We start from the raw sequence: 20406 nt of genomic DNA, 5'->3' as shown, positions 1-20406 counted from the left end.
TGCGGTTATTTTTTTCTGTGTTTGCCAAACTGTCCGTTTCTTACAACTACATCCAGCAATACGGCTGCAACTACGATCACGCCGATTACAACTCGCTGGATACCAACTTGTGCACCGATCATGTTCAGACCATTTTCCAGAGTCTGCCAGACAGCTGCACCTGCGAAGGTTCCAAGAAGGATTCCAGTTCCTCCAAGTGGGGAAACGCCACCGATTACGCCGGCTGCTACGCCATACATCTCGTACATGTTTCCAGCTTCCATATTTCCCATACCAGCCTGTGCGCAAAGGATAAGACCAACTACACAGGAGCATACGGAGCTTACCAGATAAGTCTTTACTGTGGTGGAAACTACGTTTACACCAGAAAGCTTTGCCGCGTCCACGTTAGAACCGATTGCGTAAATATGACGGCCTGTACGTGTCTTGGATAAGATAAAGAAAAATATAACAAAAATAACAAGTGCGATCCAGAATGTGTTATAAATGCCAAGCGTTTTACCGTAATAAAAACAATTTTGGAATGCATCAGCCGTTTCTTTTCCAACACCTGTTGCAATGGCATCTGTATTTCTGTTTCCGTTTACCATGTAGGCAATTCCTCGTGCTACGAACATGGTTCCCAGAGTTGCAATAAATGGAGGGAGTTTAAATTTTCCAACCAGATATCCATTTACCACACCAACTACCAGACAGGCAATAAGTGCGATCACAATTGCAAGGAATGGTACCATTCCTGTTGTCATTAAGGTAGCTGCGATCATGGCGCTCATTCCGACCATGGATCCGATTGACAGGTCAATGTTTCCAGTGATCAGTACGTAACTTTGTGCAATACCGATCAACAGGTACTTGGACATGGAACGCAGCAGGTTCAACATATTCTGTCCTGAAAAAACCGCCGGGTTAATGATACCAAATGCGATATAAATAATGATCAGCCCCACGAATGCGGTAAGTGCTGCCCCCATTCCCCTGATTCCCAATAATTTCTTTAAAGGGCGTTGCTGTTTACTATTCATTTTTACTTCCTCCCTCAGTTTCCTTAATACTCTTGTTTTCAAAGGATGTTGCCATTGTAAGGATCTCGTCCTGGGTGGCTTCCCTTGCTGAAACCTCACCGGTGATACGTCCGTCACACATTACGATGATACGGTCTGCAATTCCCATGACCTCCGGCATTTCAGAGGATACAAACATAACTGCAATTCCCTGTTTTTTCAGCTCATTCATCAGATTGTAAATTTCTACCTTTGCGCCAACATCAATTCCTCTTGTGGGCTCATCAAAGATAACAACCCTTGAATCTCTTGCGAGCCATTTTCCAACAACTACTTTCTGCTGGTTTCCACCAGAAAGATTGCCGGAATCAATTTCCACATTCGGTGTTTTAATCTGGAGATCCTTCACTGCTTTTTCGCAAAGAGCATCTTCTTTTCCTGAGTTTATCACACCCATCTTATTGCATACAAGGTCAAGATTTGGCAGTGCCAGGTTCTGACGGATGCTCAGTTTCGTACAGAGACCGTCTTTTTTACGATCCTCAGGAGCAAGCACAACACCGTTTCGAATGGCATCCATTGGACAGTTGACTTCGATTTTTTTACCATCCACATAAAACTCTCCGCTGTCTTTCGGATCAACACCGAAGATGGCTCTTGTAGTCTCCGTTCTTCCGGCTCCCATCAGTCCCGCAAATCCTACGATCTCGCCTTCATATAAAGAGAAGTTGATATCTCGGACCATTTTTCCGGCATTGAGATTTTTCACTTCAAAAATCTTCTTGCCTTTCCTGCATTCCACTCTCGGGAATTTTTCTTTGATTTCACGGCCTACCATATTTTTGATAATGTAGTCCATGTCCATGTCTTTGAAATTACCGTCTGTTATGTATTGTCCATCTCGCATGATGGTAACTCTGTCCACGATATGGGACAGTTCTTCCAGTCTGTGTGAAATGTATACGATTCCTCTTCCTTCGTCCCTCAGCTTTCGGATGATACGGAAAAGATCATCAATTTCTTTTGCTGTCAGAGAGGATGTAGGCTCGTCCATGATCAGGATCCTTGCATCGATGGAAAGTGCTTTTGCAATTTCAACCATCTGCTGTTTGGATACTGGCAGATCTCCTACGATCTGATCCGGACTGATGTCGATTCGAAGATCGTCCAGAACCCTCTTGGCTTCTTTCCGCATCTTCGCATTATTTAAGGATAAACCACCTTTTACTTCTCTTCCAAGGAACATGTTCTCCGTTACTGTTAAGTGCCTGCACATGTTCAATTCCTGATGGATAATGGCTACTCCTGCTTCCTGGGCCTGCTTTGGTGTCAGGTCGTCATAGGATTTTCCGAAGATTTCCATCGTTCCTTCATCTCTGGTATATACACCGCTGAGGATTTTCATCAGGGTTGATTTTCCGGCTCCATTTTCCCCAAGCAGCGCCATGACTTCTCCAGAACGCAACTCAAACTTTACATGATCCAGGGCCTTTACGCCCGGGAAGCTTTTGCTGATATTGTTCATGGAGACAATGACCTCATTCATTCCATTCCCTCCTCATTTATTTGTTTTTGCTTTCCTTTGTTGATATTATCTTAACTCATACGATGGGGTTGGGATAGAGGGGGAGAGTTTGGGTTTATGGGGGTTTTTTTAATGTATGAAGTGTATGTGTGTAAAAAACAGGATCCTGTTTTCATGCAGGATCCTGTTTTTTGTGAATATGAATATGTGTAATACCTCCGATTATTTTCGGATGGAATCAACCAGTTTTCGTGCTTCTGCTGTCAGTTCTCTGATCTTGTCAAATTCTCCATTTTTTACAAGTTCTCCTTTTACCATCCAGCTTCCGCCGCAGCATATAATTTTGTCGAAAGAAAGATAATCTTCCAGATTTTTTGCATTGATACCGCCAGTGGGCATAAACTTAATTCCCACATAAGGTGCGGCCATAGCCTTGATCATGGAAACTCCGCCTGCTGGTTCTGCCGGGAAGAATTTTACCACCTTAAGGCCTCTTTTTACTGCCTGTGCAACCTCAGACGGTGTGATGCAGCCTGGGAAAACAGGAATTTCTTTTTCCAGACAGTAATCTACAATCTCCGGATCAAATCCAGGGCTTACAATAAACTTCGCACCAGCTGCTACAGCTGCATCCACCTGCTCTCTGGTAAGAACAGTTCCTGCTCCTACAAGCATCTCCGGAAATTGTTCTGTCATCAGACGGATTGATTCTTCAGCTGCCTCTGTACGGAAAGTTACCTCTGCACATGGAAGTCCACCTTCAACAAGTGCCTTGGCAAGGGGTACTGCATCTTTTGTATCTTCCAGCACAACTACCGGAACAACACCAAGCTTCTGAAACTTTTCTGCTATATCCATCATTTGAATTTCCTTTCGTTATCTTTTTATATCAAAATTCATTTCCATCACATGTCTGATCAGGGAAACATCATCTGTAATATTTCCGTCACCATGAATGGTATGCTTCACTGCACTGGCTGCAACACCAAAGTTCACAATATCCTCCGGTGTATATTCATTCATCAGTGCATAAATAATACCGCTTACAAATGCATCTCCACCTCCAACACGGTCAAGAATATGGAAGGTAAGCCGTTTGCTTTCATAAATCTTTCCGTTTAACCAGAGATAAGCCATAAGGCTGTTCTCGCTGCAGCTGTGTGCAAAACGCACATGTCTTGCAATGCATTTGATATTCGGATATCTCTCTACAAAAGCCTTGAAGACTTTTTCCTGCTGTTCACGGTCCGGCTGGAATGGAACACCATCCTTTACATCACCTGCGGTATGATCTTCTTCATTTTTCCAGATGTGGTAAGGCTCGATTCCAAAAAGAACATCTACGTATGGAAGACAGAGGGTACAGAAATCTCTTGCTTCCTCCCAGCTCCACAATGTACTTCTGAAATTTCCGTCAAAGCTGACTGTCATACCATTCTCTTTTGCTGTTTTCAGGCAGGTCAGGATCAGTTCACTGCAGCTTTTTCCAAGTGCAGGAGTGATACCGCTCAGATGAAGCCAGGTGTAACCTTCCAGAAGTTTCTTCACATCTGTTTTACTGAAGTCATATTCTGAAAAGGCACTGTGCTTTCTGTCATACACCACTTTACTTGGGCGGATTCCGTAACCCGTCTCCAGATAATAGGTTCCAAGCCGATGTGTCGGTGTCTCTTCTTCTGTTGAATAAACTACGCTGTCGCAATTTACGTCATTGCTTCGCAGCATACGTACAGCACTTTTTCCAAGACTGTTTCCCGGAACTACTGTAAAGAATGAGGCAGCTACTCCAAGATTTGCAAGGGAGAGGGCCACATTGGCCTCACTTCCCCCATATCTTGCCTCAAAAGATGTTGCTGTTCTGATTTTTTCATAATCTGGCGGAGTCAGGCGAAGCATGATCTCGCCGATGGTAATAAATTTATACTTCATAATCAATACTCCAGATAAGCTCCCTTCATTGGACTTGCAGCATGCTGGCTGAAAAGTCTCAGGACACCTTTTTTGTATTTCATTTCACGTGGTTTCCAGTTTTTACGTCTTTGGGCAAGAATCTGATCGATTTCTTCCATAGACTTGCGTTCTCCTGCGATTCCGATGATGTTCAGTTTTCTTTCCATAACATCGATTTCGATAAGGTCTCCTTCTTCCACAAGAGCGATCGGTCCTCCATCAACAGCCTCCGGACTGCAGTGTCCGATAACCGGGCCGGTAGATGCTCCTGAGAAACGTCCGTCTGTGATCAGGGCAATGCTCTTTCCAAGTTCCTTATCACTGCTGATTGCCTCAGAGGTATAGAACATTTCCGGCATTCCGCTTCCCTTTGGACCCTCGTAACGGATGAAAACTGCATCACCCTTCTGAACCTTATGCTTCAGAACTGCATCCAGACATTCTTCCTCGCTGTCAAATGGTCTTGCGCGGAGAACAGATTTAAACATTTCCTTCGGGCATGCAGTGTGTTTGATCACTGCGCCTTCCGGAGCAAGATTTCCACGGAGAACTGCAATACTTCCATCTGTTCCGATTGCTTTGTCATATGGACGGATGATGTCTTCCTTCGTAACATTTACGTTGTAACGTTTGTTAAATTCCTGAAGCCATTTATCACATTTTTCATAGAATCCGTTGTTCTTCAGTTCTTCCAGGTTTTCACCTAATGTCTTTCCGGTAACTGTCATGACATCCAGGTGAAGGTGATCTTTGATCTCCTCCATGATTGCCGGTACACCACCTGCATAGTAGAAGCACTCTGCTGGCCAGCGGCCTGCCGGACGTACATCCAGAAGATATCTTGCATTTCTGTGCAGCTTATCAAAGGTATCACCTGTGATCTCAATGCCAAACTCATGGGCAATTGCCGGAAGATGAAGCAGACAGTTGGTGCTTCCTGAAATTGCAGCATGAACAAGGATTGCGTTCTCAAAGCTGTCCATAGTCACAATGTCGGAAGGACGCATATTTTCCATCTGGGCAATTCTCACTGCCTGTCTTCCCGCTTCTCTTGCAAAGTCAAGAAGGTCAGGGCTGGTTGCAGGCATCAGGGCTGTGCCTGGAAGTGCAAGTCCAAGTGCCTCTGCCATAATCTGCATGGTAGATGCAGTTCCGATAAAGGAACATGCGCCACAGCTTGGGCATGCATTGCATTTTGCCCAGTCGAGCTTCTCTTCATCAATTTCGCCACGCTCAAATTTTGCGCTGTACATTCCAAGCTGCTCCAGGGTCAGCATTTCCGGTCCGGCATTCATGGTTCCACCTGGAACAAATACGGAAGGAATGTTTACTCTGGCAAGTCCCATCAGATTTCCAGGAACACCTTTGTCACAGCTTGAAAGGTATACACCTGCATCAAAAGGAGTTGCATTTGCATGGATTTCAATCATATTAGCGATCATCTCACGACTGGCCAGACTGTAGTTGATTCCATCTGTTCCCTGGCTTTCACCGTCGCAGATATCGGTACAGTTATAACGTGCTCCGAAACCGCCTTCTTCTGCGATTCCTTTGCGGACTTCTTCTACAAGGATATTCAGATGTCCGCTTCCCGGATGGCTGTCACCATAGGTGCTTTCAACCATAACCTGGACTTTTCCAAGATCTTCTTTTGTCCATCCTGTTCCAATACGCAGCGGATCAAGCTCCGGTGCAAGCTTTCTCATTTCCTGACTTTTTAACTGCATGATTTTTTCCTCCATTTTTATTCTCTGATAAGCTTTAAACTTTCCAGTGTTTTCCTGAGTTTCTCTTCGTCCTCTTCTTCTACTCCAAGTTCTACATCATCAAATGTTGGCAGACTGAACACACCCAGCATTGATTTCGCATCTACAATATATCTTCCACAGATCAGATCTACATTTTTCTCACATCCTGATGCAGCCTGCACCAGATGCTTGGCATCACACATATCTCTTAAATAAACCGGTATCTTTATCATTGCGTCCTGCCTCCTATGCAAAGATTGAAACAATAAAGCTTACAATAAGTGCCGTAACACCGATCAGTGTCTCCATGATCGTCCAGGATTTCAGGGTTGTCTTTTCGTCGATCTCAAGGAATGAAGTTACCAGCCAGAAGCCTGCATCATTCACATGGCTCAGTGCAGTTGCGCCGCCACAGATTACACAGCACATAGCAGCTCTGTAAAGCATGCTGGTACCCATTACAGCCGGCATGGTCGCCATGATTCCGGATGCCATTGTCATCGCTACAATGGAACTTCCTACAGAAGCTCTGACCAGAAGGGCAATGAGAAATGCGATCAGGATCAATGGAAGACCACTCTTCTCCAGCACCGGTCCGATAATATTTCCAAGGCCGGAATCCTGAAGCATCCACCGGATCACTCCACCGCTGGCAATGACCAGAAGAATCATACCTACCGGTCTGAGTGAATGATCCAGGATTTTCTTTAACTGGGCACCTGTAAATCCTCGTTTGATTCCAAGAAAGTACATAGATGCCAGCGTTGCAATGGTTAATGCAAGGAATGGTTTTCCTATGAATCCCAGAACATCCTTTACTCCTTCCGGAAGCGGCATATACTTGGATAACGTGCTGAGAAGAATCAGAACCAGTGGAATCAGTATCACCCCTAAGACCAGTCCAAAGGGCGGAAGGTCTTTTCCATCGTCTTTAATCTCTTCCACATTTGCCGGAAGCTCTGTGTAAATCTTATTGCCAACAAAGCTTCCCCAGAAAATTCCGGAAACCATCATACAGATCAGCGCTGTCGGAACTCCTACCATGATCATGGTTCCCAGATTCACGCCAAGTGCATTTGCCACAAGTACCGAGCCAGCAGACGGCGGAACAAAAGCATAGCCACTTGCCAGACCGGAAAGAAGGGGAATCGCATAATACAGGGTGGATTTTCTGGTCTGTTTCGCAACGCTGAACACCAATGGGATCAATACCACAACACCAGCTTCAAAAAATACGGTGGTGCCAATTACAAGTCCTGTAAGTCCAAGTGCCCAGCCGGCTTTTTTCTGGCCAAATTTACTGATCAATGTCTCTGCGATTCTCTGGGCTCCTCCGCTTACCTCCAGGATTCCGCCAAACATGGAACCAAGTCCTACCAGAAGCGCAATTCCCTGCAATGTCTTTCCAACACCTTTTTCTACTGTGTCCGAGATCATCGTAAGCGGCATTCCTGCTCCCGCTCCGATGATGATAGCGGAAATCATCATTGACAGAACCGGATGAAGCTTAAATTTGATGATCAGTACCAGCAGAATCACAATTCCCACCGCCGCCGCGATCATCAGTCTCATTGGATCTGCCGCAAAAGTTGTTTCTTCCATTTTTCCTTTTACCTCCTTGATTCATCTGATGTCTTACAATCTTTCAATGAATTCATCTGACCTTTTCTGTGGCTTTTACGTAATTTTCCCTTTAGTTGCTGTCTTTTTCCTTTGAATTCATCTGATGTATTTATAGTATATTCTATTCTCCAAAAACGCAATACGGAATTTTATCTAAATTTTTGTATTTATTTTTGTGCAATTTAGCATTTTGACATTGATTTCAAAAAACATTATCATAAGATACAGGAATTATCACATCAGAAATGGAGCAAATCATATGACGAATTTGTTATCAGAAGAAAAAAGTCTTCCTCAAAAAATATCAGAGGACATTATTACACTTATTTTAGAAGAAAACTTACAGCCAGGAGATAAATTACCGAATGAAACTATTCTCTCAGAACGTCTGAATGCAGGAAGAAGTTCTGTCCGGGAAGCCATGAAGCTTCTCGCATCCCGAAATATTGTTACGATCCGACAGGGTTCTGGTACCTATATTGCTTCTTCCCCCGGAATGGTGGATGACCCACTAGGCTTTACCTTTATCGGCAATAAGCAAAAGCTGATCAATGACCTTCTGGAAGTGCGCTTCCTCCTTGAGCCCCCTATTGCTGCAATGGCAGCCACACGTGCCGATAAAAAAGACATAAAAAAAATCACCGCGCTTTGCGATGAAGTAGAAGACTTATTAAAAAAACATGAAAACCATACACAAAAGGATATAGATTTTCATGCAGCCATTGCTTTGAGCAGCAAAAACGTTGTGGTTCCAAGACTGGTTCCTGTGATCAACAGCTCGATTCCTCTGTTTGTAGAGACCACCAGAGGTACACTGCTGGATGAGACCATAGAGACCCACCGTGAGATTGCGGATGCCATTGCCGCTCATGACCCGCTCCGCGCACAGGATGCCATGTATCTGCATCTGGTTTATAACCGTAAGCGGATTCAGATGATAAAAAAAGACTCTGAATAAATGCTATATTTTTATTGTTTTTATAACAATATTGATATTTTTATATTACGTGGAATCCATAAAAAGGGTATCATAAGATTTGGAACTTATACAATATCTCTTATGATACCCTATGACTTTTTTATAAAATTATGTATCTGTTTAATGAAGCCTTAAAAATTTCCTTTTTGCGACTTATTTCTTCAGCCCGGTAGTCACCTTACAATTTGTAACCTTCAGACTTCCTTCTGACGCAAATAAAGATAAGCTTTCTCCTGGTCTCTTGTATGCTCGTGCATTCAAAGCCACACCATCAACATAAATTGTCGCAATTGTATCGTCCACGATCATACGGATATTGTATTTCTTTCCAGGAATCAGATCAAGCGGTCTTTCCAGTCCGATGTTCTGATTTGCTGGCCATGGCCAGTTCGGTTTCTTCTCGAATACATAACGGTTCTCTGTAGTATTAAATACAAACTGGTAAGATTCTGCTTTGTCCTCGTCCTCATAAAATCTCACGCCAAATGTTCTTGTGCCTTCAGAAAATTCCACATCTGCTTCGAATTTGAAAATGTCACCGGTATTTCTTCCAACAACTACTTCTGAACTCTTAGTTGGTGTATCGATAACGAAATCATCCTTCTTTTCCTCTTTGTCAAAAGCATTCCATACTGTTTCCGGAATTCTTACACCAAGAGTACCATCCTCTTTCTGGTATACCTCATGCGCCATAAAGGTTCCTGCCCAGATGAAGTTTTCGTCATCATCATCTTTGTCTTTCGTTGCAACCCATCCAAACAGAATTCTCTGTCCATTCAGCTCAAAAGTACGTCCTGCATAATAAGCTCTGCCATCAAATGCATCATCCTTCGGTGCGATCCATGGACCATTCAGGCTCTTGCTCATACGGTAAACCATTTTGCTTCTGTCACTGTATTCAGTCACAATGTGATACCACCAGTCACCGATTTTAAACAGGTCTGGCATTTCATGCATGGTATAAAGATCCGGTGCCCAGAAATCGCCTTCAAACTTCCAGTTTTTCAGATCCTTGGATGTAAACTTAACAGTTCTTCCTGTCTGTCTTGTTTTCGGTCCCTGCAGTCTTGCTCCAAGAATCAGTAAGTACTGATCATTTTCTTCATCACGGATCACCCATGGATCTCTCCAGTCATCTGGATCATAGCCTTCCTGTGGGGTAAAGGTAAGAGCATCCTGAGTTTTGTGCCAGGTAACCAGATCATCACTATATGCATGCATCAGTACCTGAGACGGTTTTCCAAGAGCTGGATAATCACGGTTGTAACCAGTGTAGAAAATATGATACTGTCCTTCTGCTTCAAAAACGCTTCCTGCGAAAATAAACTGATCCTGCTCTTCGTCAGTTCCTCTTGGAATTGCCACACCACAGTCTTCGTAGTGAACAAAATCCGAGGTTGTTGCTAAATCCCAGCCAAATGGCTCTCCAAATGGTCCCGGTTTTCTGGTATCTCTCTGATGATATAAATAGAATTTATCCCCATGTCCGAATGGCATACAATCGCCGAACCAGGTTTCCGGAAACTGATAGTATAATTTCTGCATAATAATATATTCTCCTTTTCTTTACAGGCATATATCTGCCCTTAATCTGTAAATTTTATTTAAATACTCATCCCTTCACAGCACCGGCTGTCATACCTGCAAGCATCTTCTTGCTGCTGAAGAAATAGAAAATAAATACTGGAAGTACTGTAACTGTTATTGCCGCAAAGGTTGCGCCCCAGTCAGTCAGTCCCATACTTCCCACGAAGTCATTCAGACCCAGTGTAATTGTTTTCATATCTGTTGATCTTGTAAATGTATAAGCATTGATATATTCATTCCAGCAGAAAACAGCCTGCATGGTAGCTACGGTAATGATAGAGTTCAAGGACATTGGAACTACCATTTTGAAAAAGCAGCCCATTGGAGAACATCCGTCAATAATAGCTGCTTCCAGCATTTCCTCCGGGAAGAATTTGTTAAAGGAATAAAACAGCTGGATGGAATAGGACAATGAAAATGCAATCTGCGGTAAAATAATTGCCGGATATGTATTGATCAGTCCCATTTTATTAAAGATACTGAACAAGGGAATCAAGGCAACCTGCATAGGAAGCATTAATCCAAGCAGGAAATAGTTCAGGATTACTTTTCTTCCTTTGAATTTAATTTTACTAAGTGCAAATCCAGCCATCAGCGCAAATAAAAGTAATGGAACTAATACACCGATCAAAACGATAATACTGTTTTTAAAATAAGTCAGCATATGGCTCTTTGTAAAAACATTAATAAAGTTTGTTAATACCCACTTAGATGGAAGTGCATATGCCGGAAGCTTTCTGAAATCATCCAGGGATTTAAAGCTGGAGGTAAATACATAGAAGAAGGGGTACACCTGCATAATAACCAGGAGTAACGCAATGACCCATTTAATAATACCTGAAATGGAAACTTTTTTCTTTTTCATTCATCTTCCCCCTCTCCTGAAAATTTACGGAATAATAAACCAACTACCATACAAATGATTACGATCATAATGGCTACAGAACTTCCGTATCCATACTTCATACTGCTGAATGCCTGTTTATACATGTAAGTTGTCATAAGCTCAGAAGCATTTCCAGGTCCGCCATGTGTCAGCAGATATGAGAATTCAAAGGATCTTAAGGATCCATTTAATACCAGAAGACAGTTTGCAATGATAACCGGTTTGATGTATGGGATTTTTACATACAGATATTCCTGCCATACTGCTGCTCCGTCAATCAATGCTGCCTCACCCAGTTCATCCGGTACTCCGATCAGTGCTGCATAGAAAATAACCATATACAGACCGAGATATTTATAAGCCTCTACAAATGCTGTTACATACAAAGAAATCTGAGGATTTGATATCCACTCCATGAACTTAAATGAAGGATTCACAAATGATAAAATCTGATTTATGATTCCAATCGGTGTTACAGAAAACAGCTTTGTAAAAATCTGACAGATTGCAACAGATGAAATTACTACCGGAATGTAGTACAAGGTCTGTAAAGCAACTCTTCCTTTTTTGATTCTGGAAAGAAGGATTGCAAACAACAAACCTCCAAATACCTGAATTGCCACATTGATAATGGTATAAATAATCGTATGCCATACTGTAGAGCGGAACACCGTATCCTGGGTTAAAAGCTCCGCATAATTCTTAAATCCTACAAATACTTTCTCGCCTACACCACTCCAGTCAAAAAAGCTGTAATAGCCTGCCCATACAATGGACACAATAACAAATGCAGTATAGATAAGGAATGCAGGAAAAAGGAACATGAAAATTACTGATTTTTTTCCAAATGCTTTCTGCATAAGATTCCCTCCTCTTCTTTCTTTAAAAGAGACTGACGATTAATCCGCCAGTCTCATTCCTGCATGCTTAAAATTCTTTATTTAACAAAAGAATCACAGGTTTCAATAAATTCATCTGGTGTGGTAATTCCCTGTGCCAGTTTCTGCTGTTCATCAACGATTTTAGTCAGCACATCAGAATCAAGTTTATCATCCCAGGAAGTCCATGCTGTTTCTGCGTTCTCGAACATTGGCTGAGTGTCATAGTACAGCTGCGGAAGTCCTTCTGGAAGAGAATCTTCTTTAAATGGAGAGAATACATGTGCCTGAGTGTAGCAAGCGTCTGAGAAGTTCTCGCACATGTAGTCAAAGAATTCCTGCATTGTATCATCATATGTAGCCTTATTGAATCCTTCTGCAAATCCAGCATGAATCGGTACATTTGTAGACATATTGTCCATTCCTTCTGTATCCGGTACCGGGAAGAATCCAAGTTCTCCATTATCATACATTTCTTCTGCCAGGCTGATCTGTCCGGAACCAGTATAGAAGATTGCTCCTGTACCACCGAAGAACAGGTTGCATGCGGATGTGAAGTCTACACTTGCAAATCCAGGCTCAAAATATCCTTTTGTTCCAAGATCAGAAAGAAGATTTACTGCATATTTTGCAGACTCGTTCTCACTAAAGGAATCTGTTCCTGCCTGATATCCCTGGATAAATTCAGGACCTGTTACTCTCCATGGAGAGAAGGAAAGATATCTCATAAGCTGCCATGCATCAGAGCCACCTACGATTACCGGAATCTCACCCTGATCTGCGATTTTCTGGCAGTCCTCTTCAAACTCTTCCCAGGTTGTAGGAGCATCTGTGATTCCTGCTTTTTCAAAAATATCTTTTCTATACATAAAGTATTCGCAGTACAATCCCTGTGGGAACAAATATAAATTTCCATCATCTGCATCGGTAAGGAAATCACGAATTGCTCCGTTTAATTTATCTGCATATCCGTTTCTCTCTAACTCTGCACCTACATCAACCAGAGCATCAATATCCTTGCAGGCTGCAGAAAGTGTTCCATTCGGGCATCCAAAGATGTCTGGAAGTGTATCACTGTTGATGTACATCTGCAGCTTTGTGAAATAGTCCTGCATATCGTTTACAAGTTCAATTTCATAATCCAGGCCTTTCTCGTCACAGAAGTTTTTTAGAAGATAGTCAAAGGTCTGAAACTGCTCTGTTGATTCCGTTCCTTTTAACAGTGCAGTAATCTTGGTTCTCTCGCTGTCTGCTGAAGCTGTTAACGCCCCCATTCCTGTCATAAGACCAGCTGTCATAGCTGCTGTCAACGCCAGAGATACCATTTTTCTCATTTTTTTCATTTTTTTCATTTCATTTTCCTCCTTTTATTTTAGGTTTCCTCGCTTTTGATGATTTTATTTTACCTTCTGGTGCTTTTATAAACAATTGGAAATAAACGTAAAAATGGGAGATTTGTACACAGTTTCCTTTTGTGCACAAATCTCCCATTGCTTTTAGATATGTTTACGGAACTCATTAGGGGTAATGCCGTATCGCTTTTTAAACACCTTAATGTAATATCCGAAATCCTTATATCCTACCATTTCTGCTATTTCATATTGCTTATAGCGATCATCTGCTATCAGCTTCTCCACATGCTTAAAACGCACATCTGTCAGATATTCCAGAAAGCTTTTTCCTGCATATTTCTTCAGAAGCCGGCTGATATAGGTTCGGCTTACATGAAACTTTTCTGTAAGATCATCCATTGAAATATCTGTAGCAAAATTTTTCTCAATGTATGATAATATACTTTGAACCAGTTTCTGGTTTCGTTCATCTGAGCCTTCTGTATTCTGCTTGATCAAAGTCCCAAACAGATTAAACATACAGGTCAGAACTTCTTCTGTAGTTTCACATTGGGAAATACGCTTTACTCCATCCTGCAATACAGAAAAATTCCAGTTTTTATTGTGTATTTCACTGTCTACTGCACAGGTGTACGGAAACTTCATGCATCCGAACAGCAGATCCATTGCTGCAAATTTTACAGCCTCCCCATCCTCCGGTGCTTTGGCAAACAGCTGACGCAATTCATCTTCCGCTTTTTCGAAGCTCTCCTGAAACAGAGTCATCATAAAATGCATTCTTTCTCCCGGTGTAATTACAAAATCCTTCTGTTCTTCATATTGCAGGTCTTCATATTTCAGAATAATGTTCGCTCCAAGATAAATACACTGTCTGCAGGCCTTCTGGGCTTTTCGGTACTGGGCATTTGCCTGATACTCATCTTCTGAAATATCACTGATTCCAAAATTCATATATGCCTTCAGATACCGTTCCACTTCTTCCTGAATTTTTCCACAGGCCTGAAGTGCAAGATCCATACATTTCTGATTTTCTTCCTCTTTCGCAAACAAAAGTATGAAGTTATACTCAGCTGTAGCCGTATTATAATCACTCAACACCTGTATGTTGTAATTGTTGAAAATTTCCTCAAAAATATTAATACAGGCAAATTCTTCAATCCATTTGTCGCCTTCGTGAAGTTGTTTTTCCCCAACTACCTTTCTTCCAACACATACAATGTATTTTTCGATGGTCAGCTTAAGGGATTTCGCCTGCTCCTGCACCACACCTTTTCCCTGGATCCTTCCATAGAGAAGATTCCCTGCAAATTTAGATCTCAGCTCTGGTACAGACTGATTAAAATATTTCTGTAAATCCCGAACCTCCTGCTGTTCATCTTTTTTTGCATGTATCTCTTCTGCAAGCCGGGCTGCCATATTTTTTAATTCCTCATAGTCAATTGGCTTCAGCAGATATTCCTTCACGCCAATAGTGATTGCTTTTTGAGCATAGGCAAAGCTGTCGTAACCTGTCAGGATTACAATAACCGTATCCGGATACATCTCGTGAGCCCACTCCGCAAAATCCAGACCATCCATTCCGGGCATCCGAACATCTGTAAGAATCAGATCCGGCTTTATATGCTCCAGCTTTTCCAGTCCCTCCAGACCATTTTTCGCAGTAGCTGCTACCTGATATCCATAATCAGACCAGGGAAAAGAACACAAGCCATCCAGAATAATATACTCATCATCCAATATCATTACCTGAAGTTCCATTTTCCATAATCTCCTTCGCTTTTTTCAAAGGAATTTCCAGCACTACCAGAGTTCCCTTCTCCTGTTCCGATGTGATCGTCATTTTTGCTTTTCCGTGATATACATATTCCAGACGTTTCTGCACTGCATAAATGCCCAGATTCGTATGTGTTCTTTCTGCCTTATGTTCCGGCTCTTCCTCCATGTTCATAAGGGTTTTCAGCTTTTCTGCAGATATTCCCACACCGTCATCCTTTACTTTGAATACTGCTATACCATCCTGAACTTCTCCTGAAATATAGAGGAAGCAGTCCCAGGTGGCATTTTCAACTCCATGAACGACCGCATTTTCAACCAGCGTCTGTATTACCATCTTAGGAATTTCCAGTTCGTTCAGTTCCTCGTCTACCTCAATATACGAAGTAAATTTATCTCCATATCTTGTTTCCTGAATAAAAAGATAGTCTTCAATGTATTTCAATTCTTCTTTCACACGTACCATGCTTCGTTTATTACTAATACTTGCCCGCATAAGATTGCTGATTGCAGTTACCATCCGGCAGATATTTTCTTCCCCTTTTTTTCTAGCCATCCAGTTAATGGTATCCAGTACATTGTAAAGAAAATGCGGATTGATCTGTGCCTGCAATGCTTGAAATTCTATATCTTTATTTACCATTTCCATCTCGACGATCTGCTTCAGCAGCTTTTCAATCTTCTCAATCGTCTGATTGAAAACAGAATTCATCGCTCCGATTTCATCTGTTCGTTCTTCCGGGAGGCGCACTGAGAAATCTCCTTTGGCAAATTTTTTCATGGCATTACTGGTTCGTTCAATAGGTCTTGTAATTCCACGCGCCATAATATTTGCAAGAAATACACATAGCAGAATGCTGATTCCGATTAACAACACAGTGGTTTTTTCCAGTTCCCTAGCCGTTTTCTGCAAAAAGCTGGTAGGAATCATTCCCACAACCGTAAGTCCTGTATCTGAGCTTGTCTGGTAAACGAGATTGTAAGCTTTCCCGTCCAGATTAAGCCGAAGGTTTCCGGAATTTCCATTAATCTGATCCACCCATTTCTGATCCTTCAAATCTTTATTTTCACCGACACTTTCCAGCAGAATGTTGTTATCCTGATCCAGTAAAAATATATGAGCAAACAGGGACTCCTGTGCTGTAAGCGTCATTTTCTTCAGATAGCTGATTTTTATAGAAGCCCGCAAAACTCCAAGAGGTTCCATAGTCAATACATCTTTTATCTGTTTAGCCATATAAATCAGATTTTCGTCCGCTGCATTATAGTAAACACAACGTCCATTTGCATTTTCTGCCATTGTGCAGGAAATTTCGGAGCTTTCTTCATTGATTCCTCTGTCATTGGAAAGAAGATGGTTTGCACCATTATATCCGTACAGCTGAATATCATTCATATATATGCTCGTATATCCCTGCAGCAGCAGACGTCTGATCTGACCTGCCCTTGAATAATAAGAATAAAGCTCGGAACCGTCAGATTTATATGGTTCATCTGATTCCAGTTCTGCCTGTACAATACTATTATTCGCGATATACTCAAATGAATTTTCCACCATATCGAAATAATGATCCAGATTAACAGACAGCTCATTAATCACTCCTGCCGATTGTTTCACAGTCTGCTCTGTTACAATTTCAGATGCAGACATAAACTGGAAAAAGCTGGTTGCCAAAAGCACAACCAACGTAATGCCTAGTGTACAATACAGATATTTTCTCTGAATTGAAAGATTCAGAAACCATTTTTTTAACTTTTTCATTTTTCCATCCACCTTATAAAAGCCGGTACATTGTTTCAGGCAATGTACCGGCTTCCTGTTATAAATATCCTTTATAAGTACTGACTGAATTCAACCTTCTCTTTGTTCGGTCCTTCAATAGTGAAAAACTTTACTCCATTTTCCCAGAATGGTAAAAAATGAATACTGTCCTGTGTGGTATTCAAACCAGCCTGGTTAATGTACTGATAAATTTCTTCTATATCCTTAACATCGAGTGCAACATGATCAATTGCACCAACCCGAAGGACTGCTGCATGATTCTCATATGTTTCTACAACCAGAGTTCCAAGCTTCAGAAATACAACCTTCTCGTCCGCCTCTTCATTAACTGTTTCAAAAGCTGTTTCAAAACCCAGTTTATGGTAAAAATCTACAGTTTTATCAATATCATTTGTTGGAATTCCAATATGCTGGACACCTGTTGAATAGTTTTTCAAATCCATTTTCGTTTCCCCCTTAAACTCTGTTAAAAAATATGTTTTGTCCAATAGCTTTTTAACAATATACGCACAAGTTTTCTTGTTTGTCAAGATTTACGCTTGTTCAAAATCCAAAATCCTCATAATCCTCTGGCAGAAATCTGTGATAAATGAAATGGAATCCCTCATCCTTAAAGCAGTAATAATAGGTATCATCTGCCTTATCCAGGAAACGGATATAGAAATCAAATTCTCCATTGTCCATTTCCTGACTTTCTGTTTTTTCCCAGTAAGAAGTAAACAGGTCAAGTAATTTCACCTTTGTGCAGTCATGCTTCTGAACCAGTTCGATGAGCACTTTGATAAATTCATTCTCTTTCATATTCTCATGCACATAAACGCTTCCAGGCTCCGGAATATAAAAACAGAATCTGTCCCCTTTATGAGACACCGCCACATTTCCCAGCTTGGAAGTCAGCTCTTCCGGCAGATTCTGCAGACGAGCCAACATTTCTTCTGCACTGTCCTGCACAGAAAAAAAATGATTTAGGGAAGATAGCGGATAATATAAGTGAATCTTCTCTTCCTTAAAGCCAAGCTTAGCCTGTTCTTCCTTTATTACATCTATTAAACTATTTTCCAGCTTCTTAAATCCAGTCATAAGTTCTCCTACTTCCACTAAAAAGCGGCCTTACATCCCATTCTTTCAGCTGAATGCTTCCGCTGCTTTTTCAATCAATTGACAATTTTCTTCTATTATGAGTGTTTTCTTTGCTTTTTTATAACAAAAATCACAATTATATAATGTTTCGTTTCAGTCTTTCATATTCTACCATACTTCCAGGTTCGCCGCAACTTACTTTTTCACTTTATAAACCACATACTCATGACTGAAATGATACCCCAGTTTCTCTGCCAGTCCTACTGACATTTTGTTGGCTGCATCCCAGTTTGGATAAAGCCCGCGTTTGTCACACTCCAGAAACAGCCGCGCCGCTCCGATATATGCAAGACCTTTTCTCCGGTAGTCCTCACGGGTTACTACCTCAATTTCAATTCCACCATGACATCCAAGATTCTCGTCACTTCTTCTGCCATAACCAGAATAAGAGGAAATTCCGGCGACTACTTCCCCGCCCGTTAAAATGCAAACACCAAGTCCATACTCTTTGTATTGACTATAGCTTTCGTAGTTTGCTGTCAAATCCTTACTCCACTGTGTATCTCTGCAAATTTCAAAAAGCTCCTGATCGATCAGTCTCATCTCATACTCTCCTGGCAAACTCTGTGCTACCTTCTGAAGCTGCTTTAAATCAAAGATTCCAGGTTCCTTTTTGATTGCATAACGGATCGCTTTCTCTGCCTTCTCCCCGTAACATTCCACAATCATCTGTGCCCAGTCATCATTTTGCGGAACCAGAATCACTTCCTCTGATGCACTGTTTGTCAAAGCTCCGGAAATGATCTCTGATTTTGGTTTTCCACTCAGGAAGCAGAAATCCCCAAGCATAACAACACCACTCTCCGGTTTTTCCAGAGAATCCACATAGATTTTTCCCATCACTCCCTGCAATGCGGACCAGACTACACTATCCTGCCAGCCTGCAAAAAGAGCAGTGGCTCTGCCCGTTTCTTTTAATTCATAAATCATATTCATCCCCCTTACGTAAATCAGGCGAGAGACCTTTGCCCCTCGCCATCCTTGCTTAATTCATTTATCCAAACAGACTTGTCGGTGACAGCACCATATATGAAAGTCAAAGTCAGCTGTTCCACGCCTGCGAAACGCTTTAGAACGTATTTGAAAAATGCTCTACGGTTCTATATATTTATCATTTGAAAAAGTGTACCCATTCTTATATTTCACCGTTAAATAGAATGTCTCTTTTCCATCTGTAACCTTTACAAAACAAACATTATTATCATCAAATTTGTCGGTAATGTCAATACTCTGATTGTGAAAATAAACCCATACGCTTCCATCATCTTTATATTCTACATCCGGGGAATTAATTTCTTCCATAAGTTCTTCCGCTGTAAGGGCGCGCTGAGTTCCGTCAGCATCAATAGATACTCCACCGCCACCGGTTTGATGAAGTGTGCCATCCTCATTATAGTATTCCATGGTATAAGTACCGTCATTGGAAACATCTAAGGTCGCCTGTGTCTGATCACCATGAAGCCAGATCTGAACCGTGCGCTGGATACCTCCAACATTCGCTGCATATGCAGTACCGGTTCCTCCAAGGATAATACAGCCTGCAAGCACTGCGGCTGCAGTTTTCATTTTTGTTCTTTTCTGTAATTTTGCCATGTTTTCAACCTCCTGTAATGAGCCCTTTGAAGTCTGCAATACGGAAAAAGCTTTTTTATATTTTTCACCATTCGTCATTTTCCCATTCCTCCTTTAAAGAATCCTTAAGCAAGGCTCTTCCCCTGGAAAGCCGAACCTTTACATTGCTTTCTGAAAGCTTCAGGATTTCGGCGATTTCCCTGACGAGATAATCTTCGTAATAAAACAAGTGAATCACAATGCGGTACTTGCCCGGAAGCTTCATTACCTCTTCAAACAAATCTCTTGACTGGGAATCTGGAAAAGAAAGGGTTTCCATATAATCCTCCAGAGAGCATTTATTTTTCTTCCAGAAAGTCCTGTTTATATTTTTCGCCTTATTGATAACCACACGAAGGAGCCATGCCCGGATGTGCTGCTCATTTTCAAATTCTTTTCTGCTGGTGTAATACTGAACAAACGTCTCTTGAACAGCATCCTCCGCATCCATCTGATTCTGACAGATATTAAACGCTGCGGTAAAAAGATTGTTCTGGTAGAGCTGGATCAGCTGTTGAACTGGTTGTCTCATGAGAACTCCTCTGGCTGCTGATCAGTCTGAAACAGTCT

General features: G+C 41.7%; 19 protein-coding genes. 1 reads left to right on the top strand and 18 read right to left on the bottom strand.

Annotation, left to right across the window (positions count from 1 at the left end):
• Positions 1 to 5: 5 nt before the first annotated feature.
• The 7 genes from AB5170_RS01100 to AB5170_RS01070 form a co-directional block, all read right to left on the bottom strand.
• A complete protein-coding gene (locus AB5170_RS01100; RefSeq protein WP_148461523.1) occupies positions 6 to 1022 on the bottom strand; it encodes an ABC transporter permease in 1017 nt (338 codons plus the stop codon).
• Positions 1015 to 2547: a sugar ABC transporter ATP-binding protein gene (locus tag AB5170_RS01095; protein ID WP_148461522.1), complete on the bottom strand. Its 1533-nt coding sequence runs from the start codon at positions 2545 to 2547 to the stop codon at positions 1015 to 1017. The genes AB5170_RS01100 and AB5170_RS01095 overlap by 8 nt, the downstream gene beginning before the upstream one ends.
• Before the next feature lie 201 nt (positions 2548 to 2748).
• A complete protein-coding gene (locus tag AB5170_RS01090) occupies positions 2749 to 3387 on the bottom strand; it encodes a bifunctional 4-hydroxy-2-oxoglutarate aldolase/2-dehydro-3-deoxy-phosphogluconate aldolase (RefSeq protein ID WP_227198687.1) in 639 nt (212 codons plus the stop codon).
• Positions 3388 to 3402: 15 nt separating this feature from the next.
• Positions 3403 to 4455 carry a sugar kinase gene (locus tag AB5170_RS01085; RefSeq protein WP_148461520.1) on the bottom strand — a complete coding sequence of 351 codons (1053 nt, stop codon included), beginning with the start codon at positions 4453 to 4455 and terminating at the stop codon, positions 3403 to 3405.
• A 2-nt stretch (positions 4456 to 4457) separates the two neighbouring features.
• Positions 4458 to 6203: a dihydroxy-acid dehydratase gene (gene ilvD / locus AB5170_RS01080; protein ID WP_173715742.1), complete on the bottom strand. Its 1746-nt coding sequence runs from the start codon at positions 6201 to 6203 to the stop codon at positions 4458 to 4460.
• Between the two features lie 17 nt (positions 6204 to 6220).
• Positions 6221 to 6457: an HPr family phosphocarrier protein gene (locus tag AB5170_RS01075; protein WP_173715741.1), complete on the bottom strand. Its 237-nt coding sequence runs from the start codon at positions 6455 to 6457 to the stop codon at positions 6221 to 6223.
• 13 nt (positions 6458 to 6470) lie between these two features.
• Complete coding sequence (locus AB5170_RS01070; RefSeq protein ID WP_368361332.1) at positions 6471 to 7826, bottom strand: GntP family permease; 1356 nt, start codon at positions 7824 to 7826, stop codon at positions 6471 to 6473.
• A 280-nt stretch (positions 7827 to 8106) separates the two neighbouring features.
• Here AB5170_RS01070 and AB5170_RS01065 point away from each other — a divergent pair, with 280 nt between their 5' ends.
• Entirely contained in the window at positions 8107 to 8805 is a 699-nt protein-coding gene (locus AB5170_RS01065) for a FadR/GntR family transcriptional regulator (RefSeq protein WP_173770790.1), read from the top strand.
• 174 nt (positions 8806 to 8979) lie between these two features.
• Here AB5170_RS01065 and AB5170_RS01060 read toward each other — a convergent pair whose 3' ends face one another.
• The 11 genes from AB5170_RS01060 to AB5170_RS01010 all read right to left on the bottom strand — a co-directional run bounded on the left by AB5170_RS01060 (position 8980) and on the right by AB5170_RS01010 (position 20368).
• Positions 8980 to 10371: a glycoside hydrolase family 32 protein gene (locus AB5170_RS01060; protein ID WP_173715739.1), complete on the bottom strand. Its 1392-nt coding sequence runs from the start codon at positions 10369 to 10371 to the stop codon at positions 8980 to 8982.
• A gap of 67 nt (positions 10372 to 10438) precedes the next feature.
• Positions 10439 to 11278, bottom strand: coding sequence for a carbohydrate ABC transporter permease (locus AB5170_RS01055; RefSeq protein WP_118577625.1), 840 nt, complete (start codon positions 11276 to 11278; stop codon positions 10439 to 10441).
• On the bottom strand, positions 11275 to 12159 hold the full coding sequence (locus AB5170_RS01050) for a carbohydrate ABC transporter permease (protein WP_118577626.1): 885 nt from the start codon (positions 12157 to 12159) through the stop codon (positions 11275 to 11277). Before AB5170_RS01050 ends, AB5170_RS01055 begins: the two co-directional genes overlap by 4 nt.
• Before the next feature lie 77 nt (positions 12160 to 12236).
• A complete protein-coding gene (locus tag AB5170_RS01045; protein WP_368361331.1) occupies positions 12237 to 13529 on the bottom strand; it encodes an ABC transporter substrate-binding protein in 1293 nt (430 codons plus the stop codon).
• A gap of 144 nt (positions 13530 to 13673) precedes the next feature.
• Entirely contained in the window at positions 13674 to 15287 is a 1614-nt protein-coding gene (locus AB5170_RS01040; protein ID WP_368361330.1) for a response regulator, read from the bottom strand.
• The gene (locus tag AB5170_RS01035) at positions 15259 to 17064 is read right to left on the bottom strand and encodes a sensor histidine kinase (RefSeq protein WP_118577629.1); all 1806 of its coding nucleotides are present in this window, start codon (positions 17062 to 17064) and stop codon (positions 15259 to 15261) included. The genes AB5170_RS01040 and AB5170_RS01035 overlap by 29 nt, the downstream gene beginning before the upstream one ends.
• Before the next feature lie 71 nt (positions 17065 to 17135).
• Positions 17136 to 17528: a VOC family protein gene (locus AB5170_RS01030; protein WP_118577630.1), complete on the bottom strand. Its 393-nt coding sequence runs from the start codon at positions 17526 to 17528 to the stop codon at positions 17136 to 17138.
• Positions 17529 to 17628: 100 nt separating this feature from the next.
• Positions 17629 to 18165: a DUF3877 family protein gene (locus AB5170_RS01025; RefSeq protein WP_118577631.1), complete on the bottom strand. Its 537-nt coding sequence runs from the start codon at positions 18163 to 18165 to the stop codon at positions 17629 to 17631.
• A gap of 195 nt (positions 18166 to 18360) precedes the next feature.
• Positions 18361 to 19155, bottom strand: a complete 795-nt coding sequence (locus AB5170_RS01020) for a GNAT family N-acetyltransferase (RefSeq protein WP_118577632.1) — start codon at positions 19153 to 19155, stop codon at positions 18361 to 18363.
• 162 nt (positions 19156 to 19317) lie between these two features.
• Positions 19318 to 19818: a hypothetical protein gene (locus AB5170_RS01015; protein WP_368361329.1), complete on the bottom strand. Its 501-nt coding sequence runs from the start codon at positions 19816 to 19818 to the stop codon at positions 19318 to 19320.
• Between the two features lie 64 nt (positions 19819 to 19882).
• Positions 19883 to 20368 carry an RNA polymerase sigma factor gene (locus AB5170_RS01010; protein ID WP_368361328.1) on the bottom strand — a complete coding sequence of 162 codons (486 nt, stop codon included), beginning with the start codon at positions 20366 to 20368 and terminating at the stop codon, positions 19883 to 19885.
• Positions 20369 to 20406 lie beyond the last annotated feature (38 nt).

The sequence above is a fragment of the Ruminococcus sp. RTP21484sp1_RTP21281st1_A8_RTP21281_210402 genome (assembly GCF_040914025.1).
Classification (GTDB): Bacteria; Bacillota; Clostridia; order Lachnospirales; family Lachnospiraceae; genus Blautia_A; species Blautia_A faecis.
This window is presented reverse-complemented; position numbering and strand designations above follow the sequence as displayed.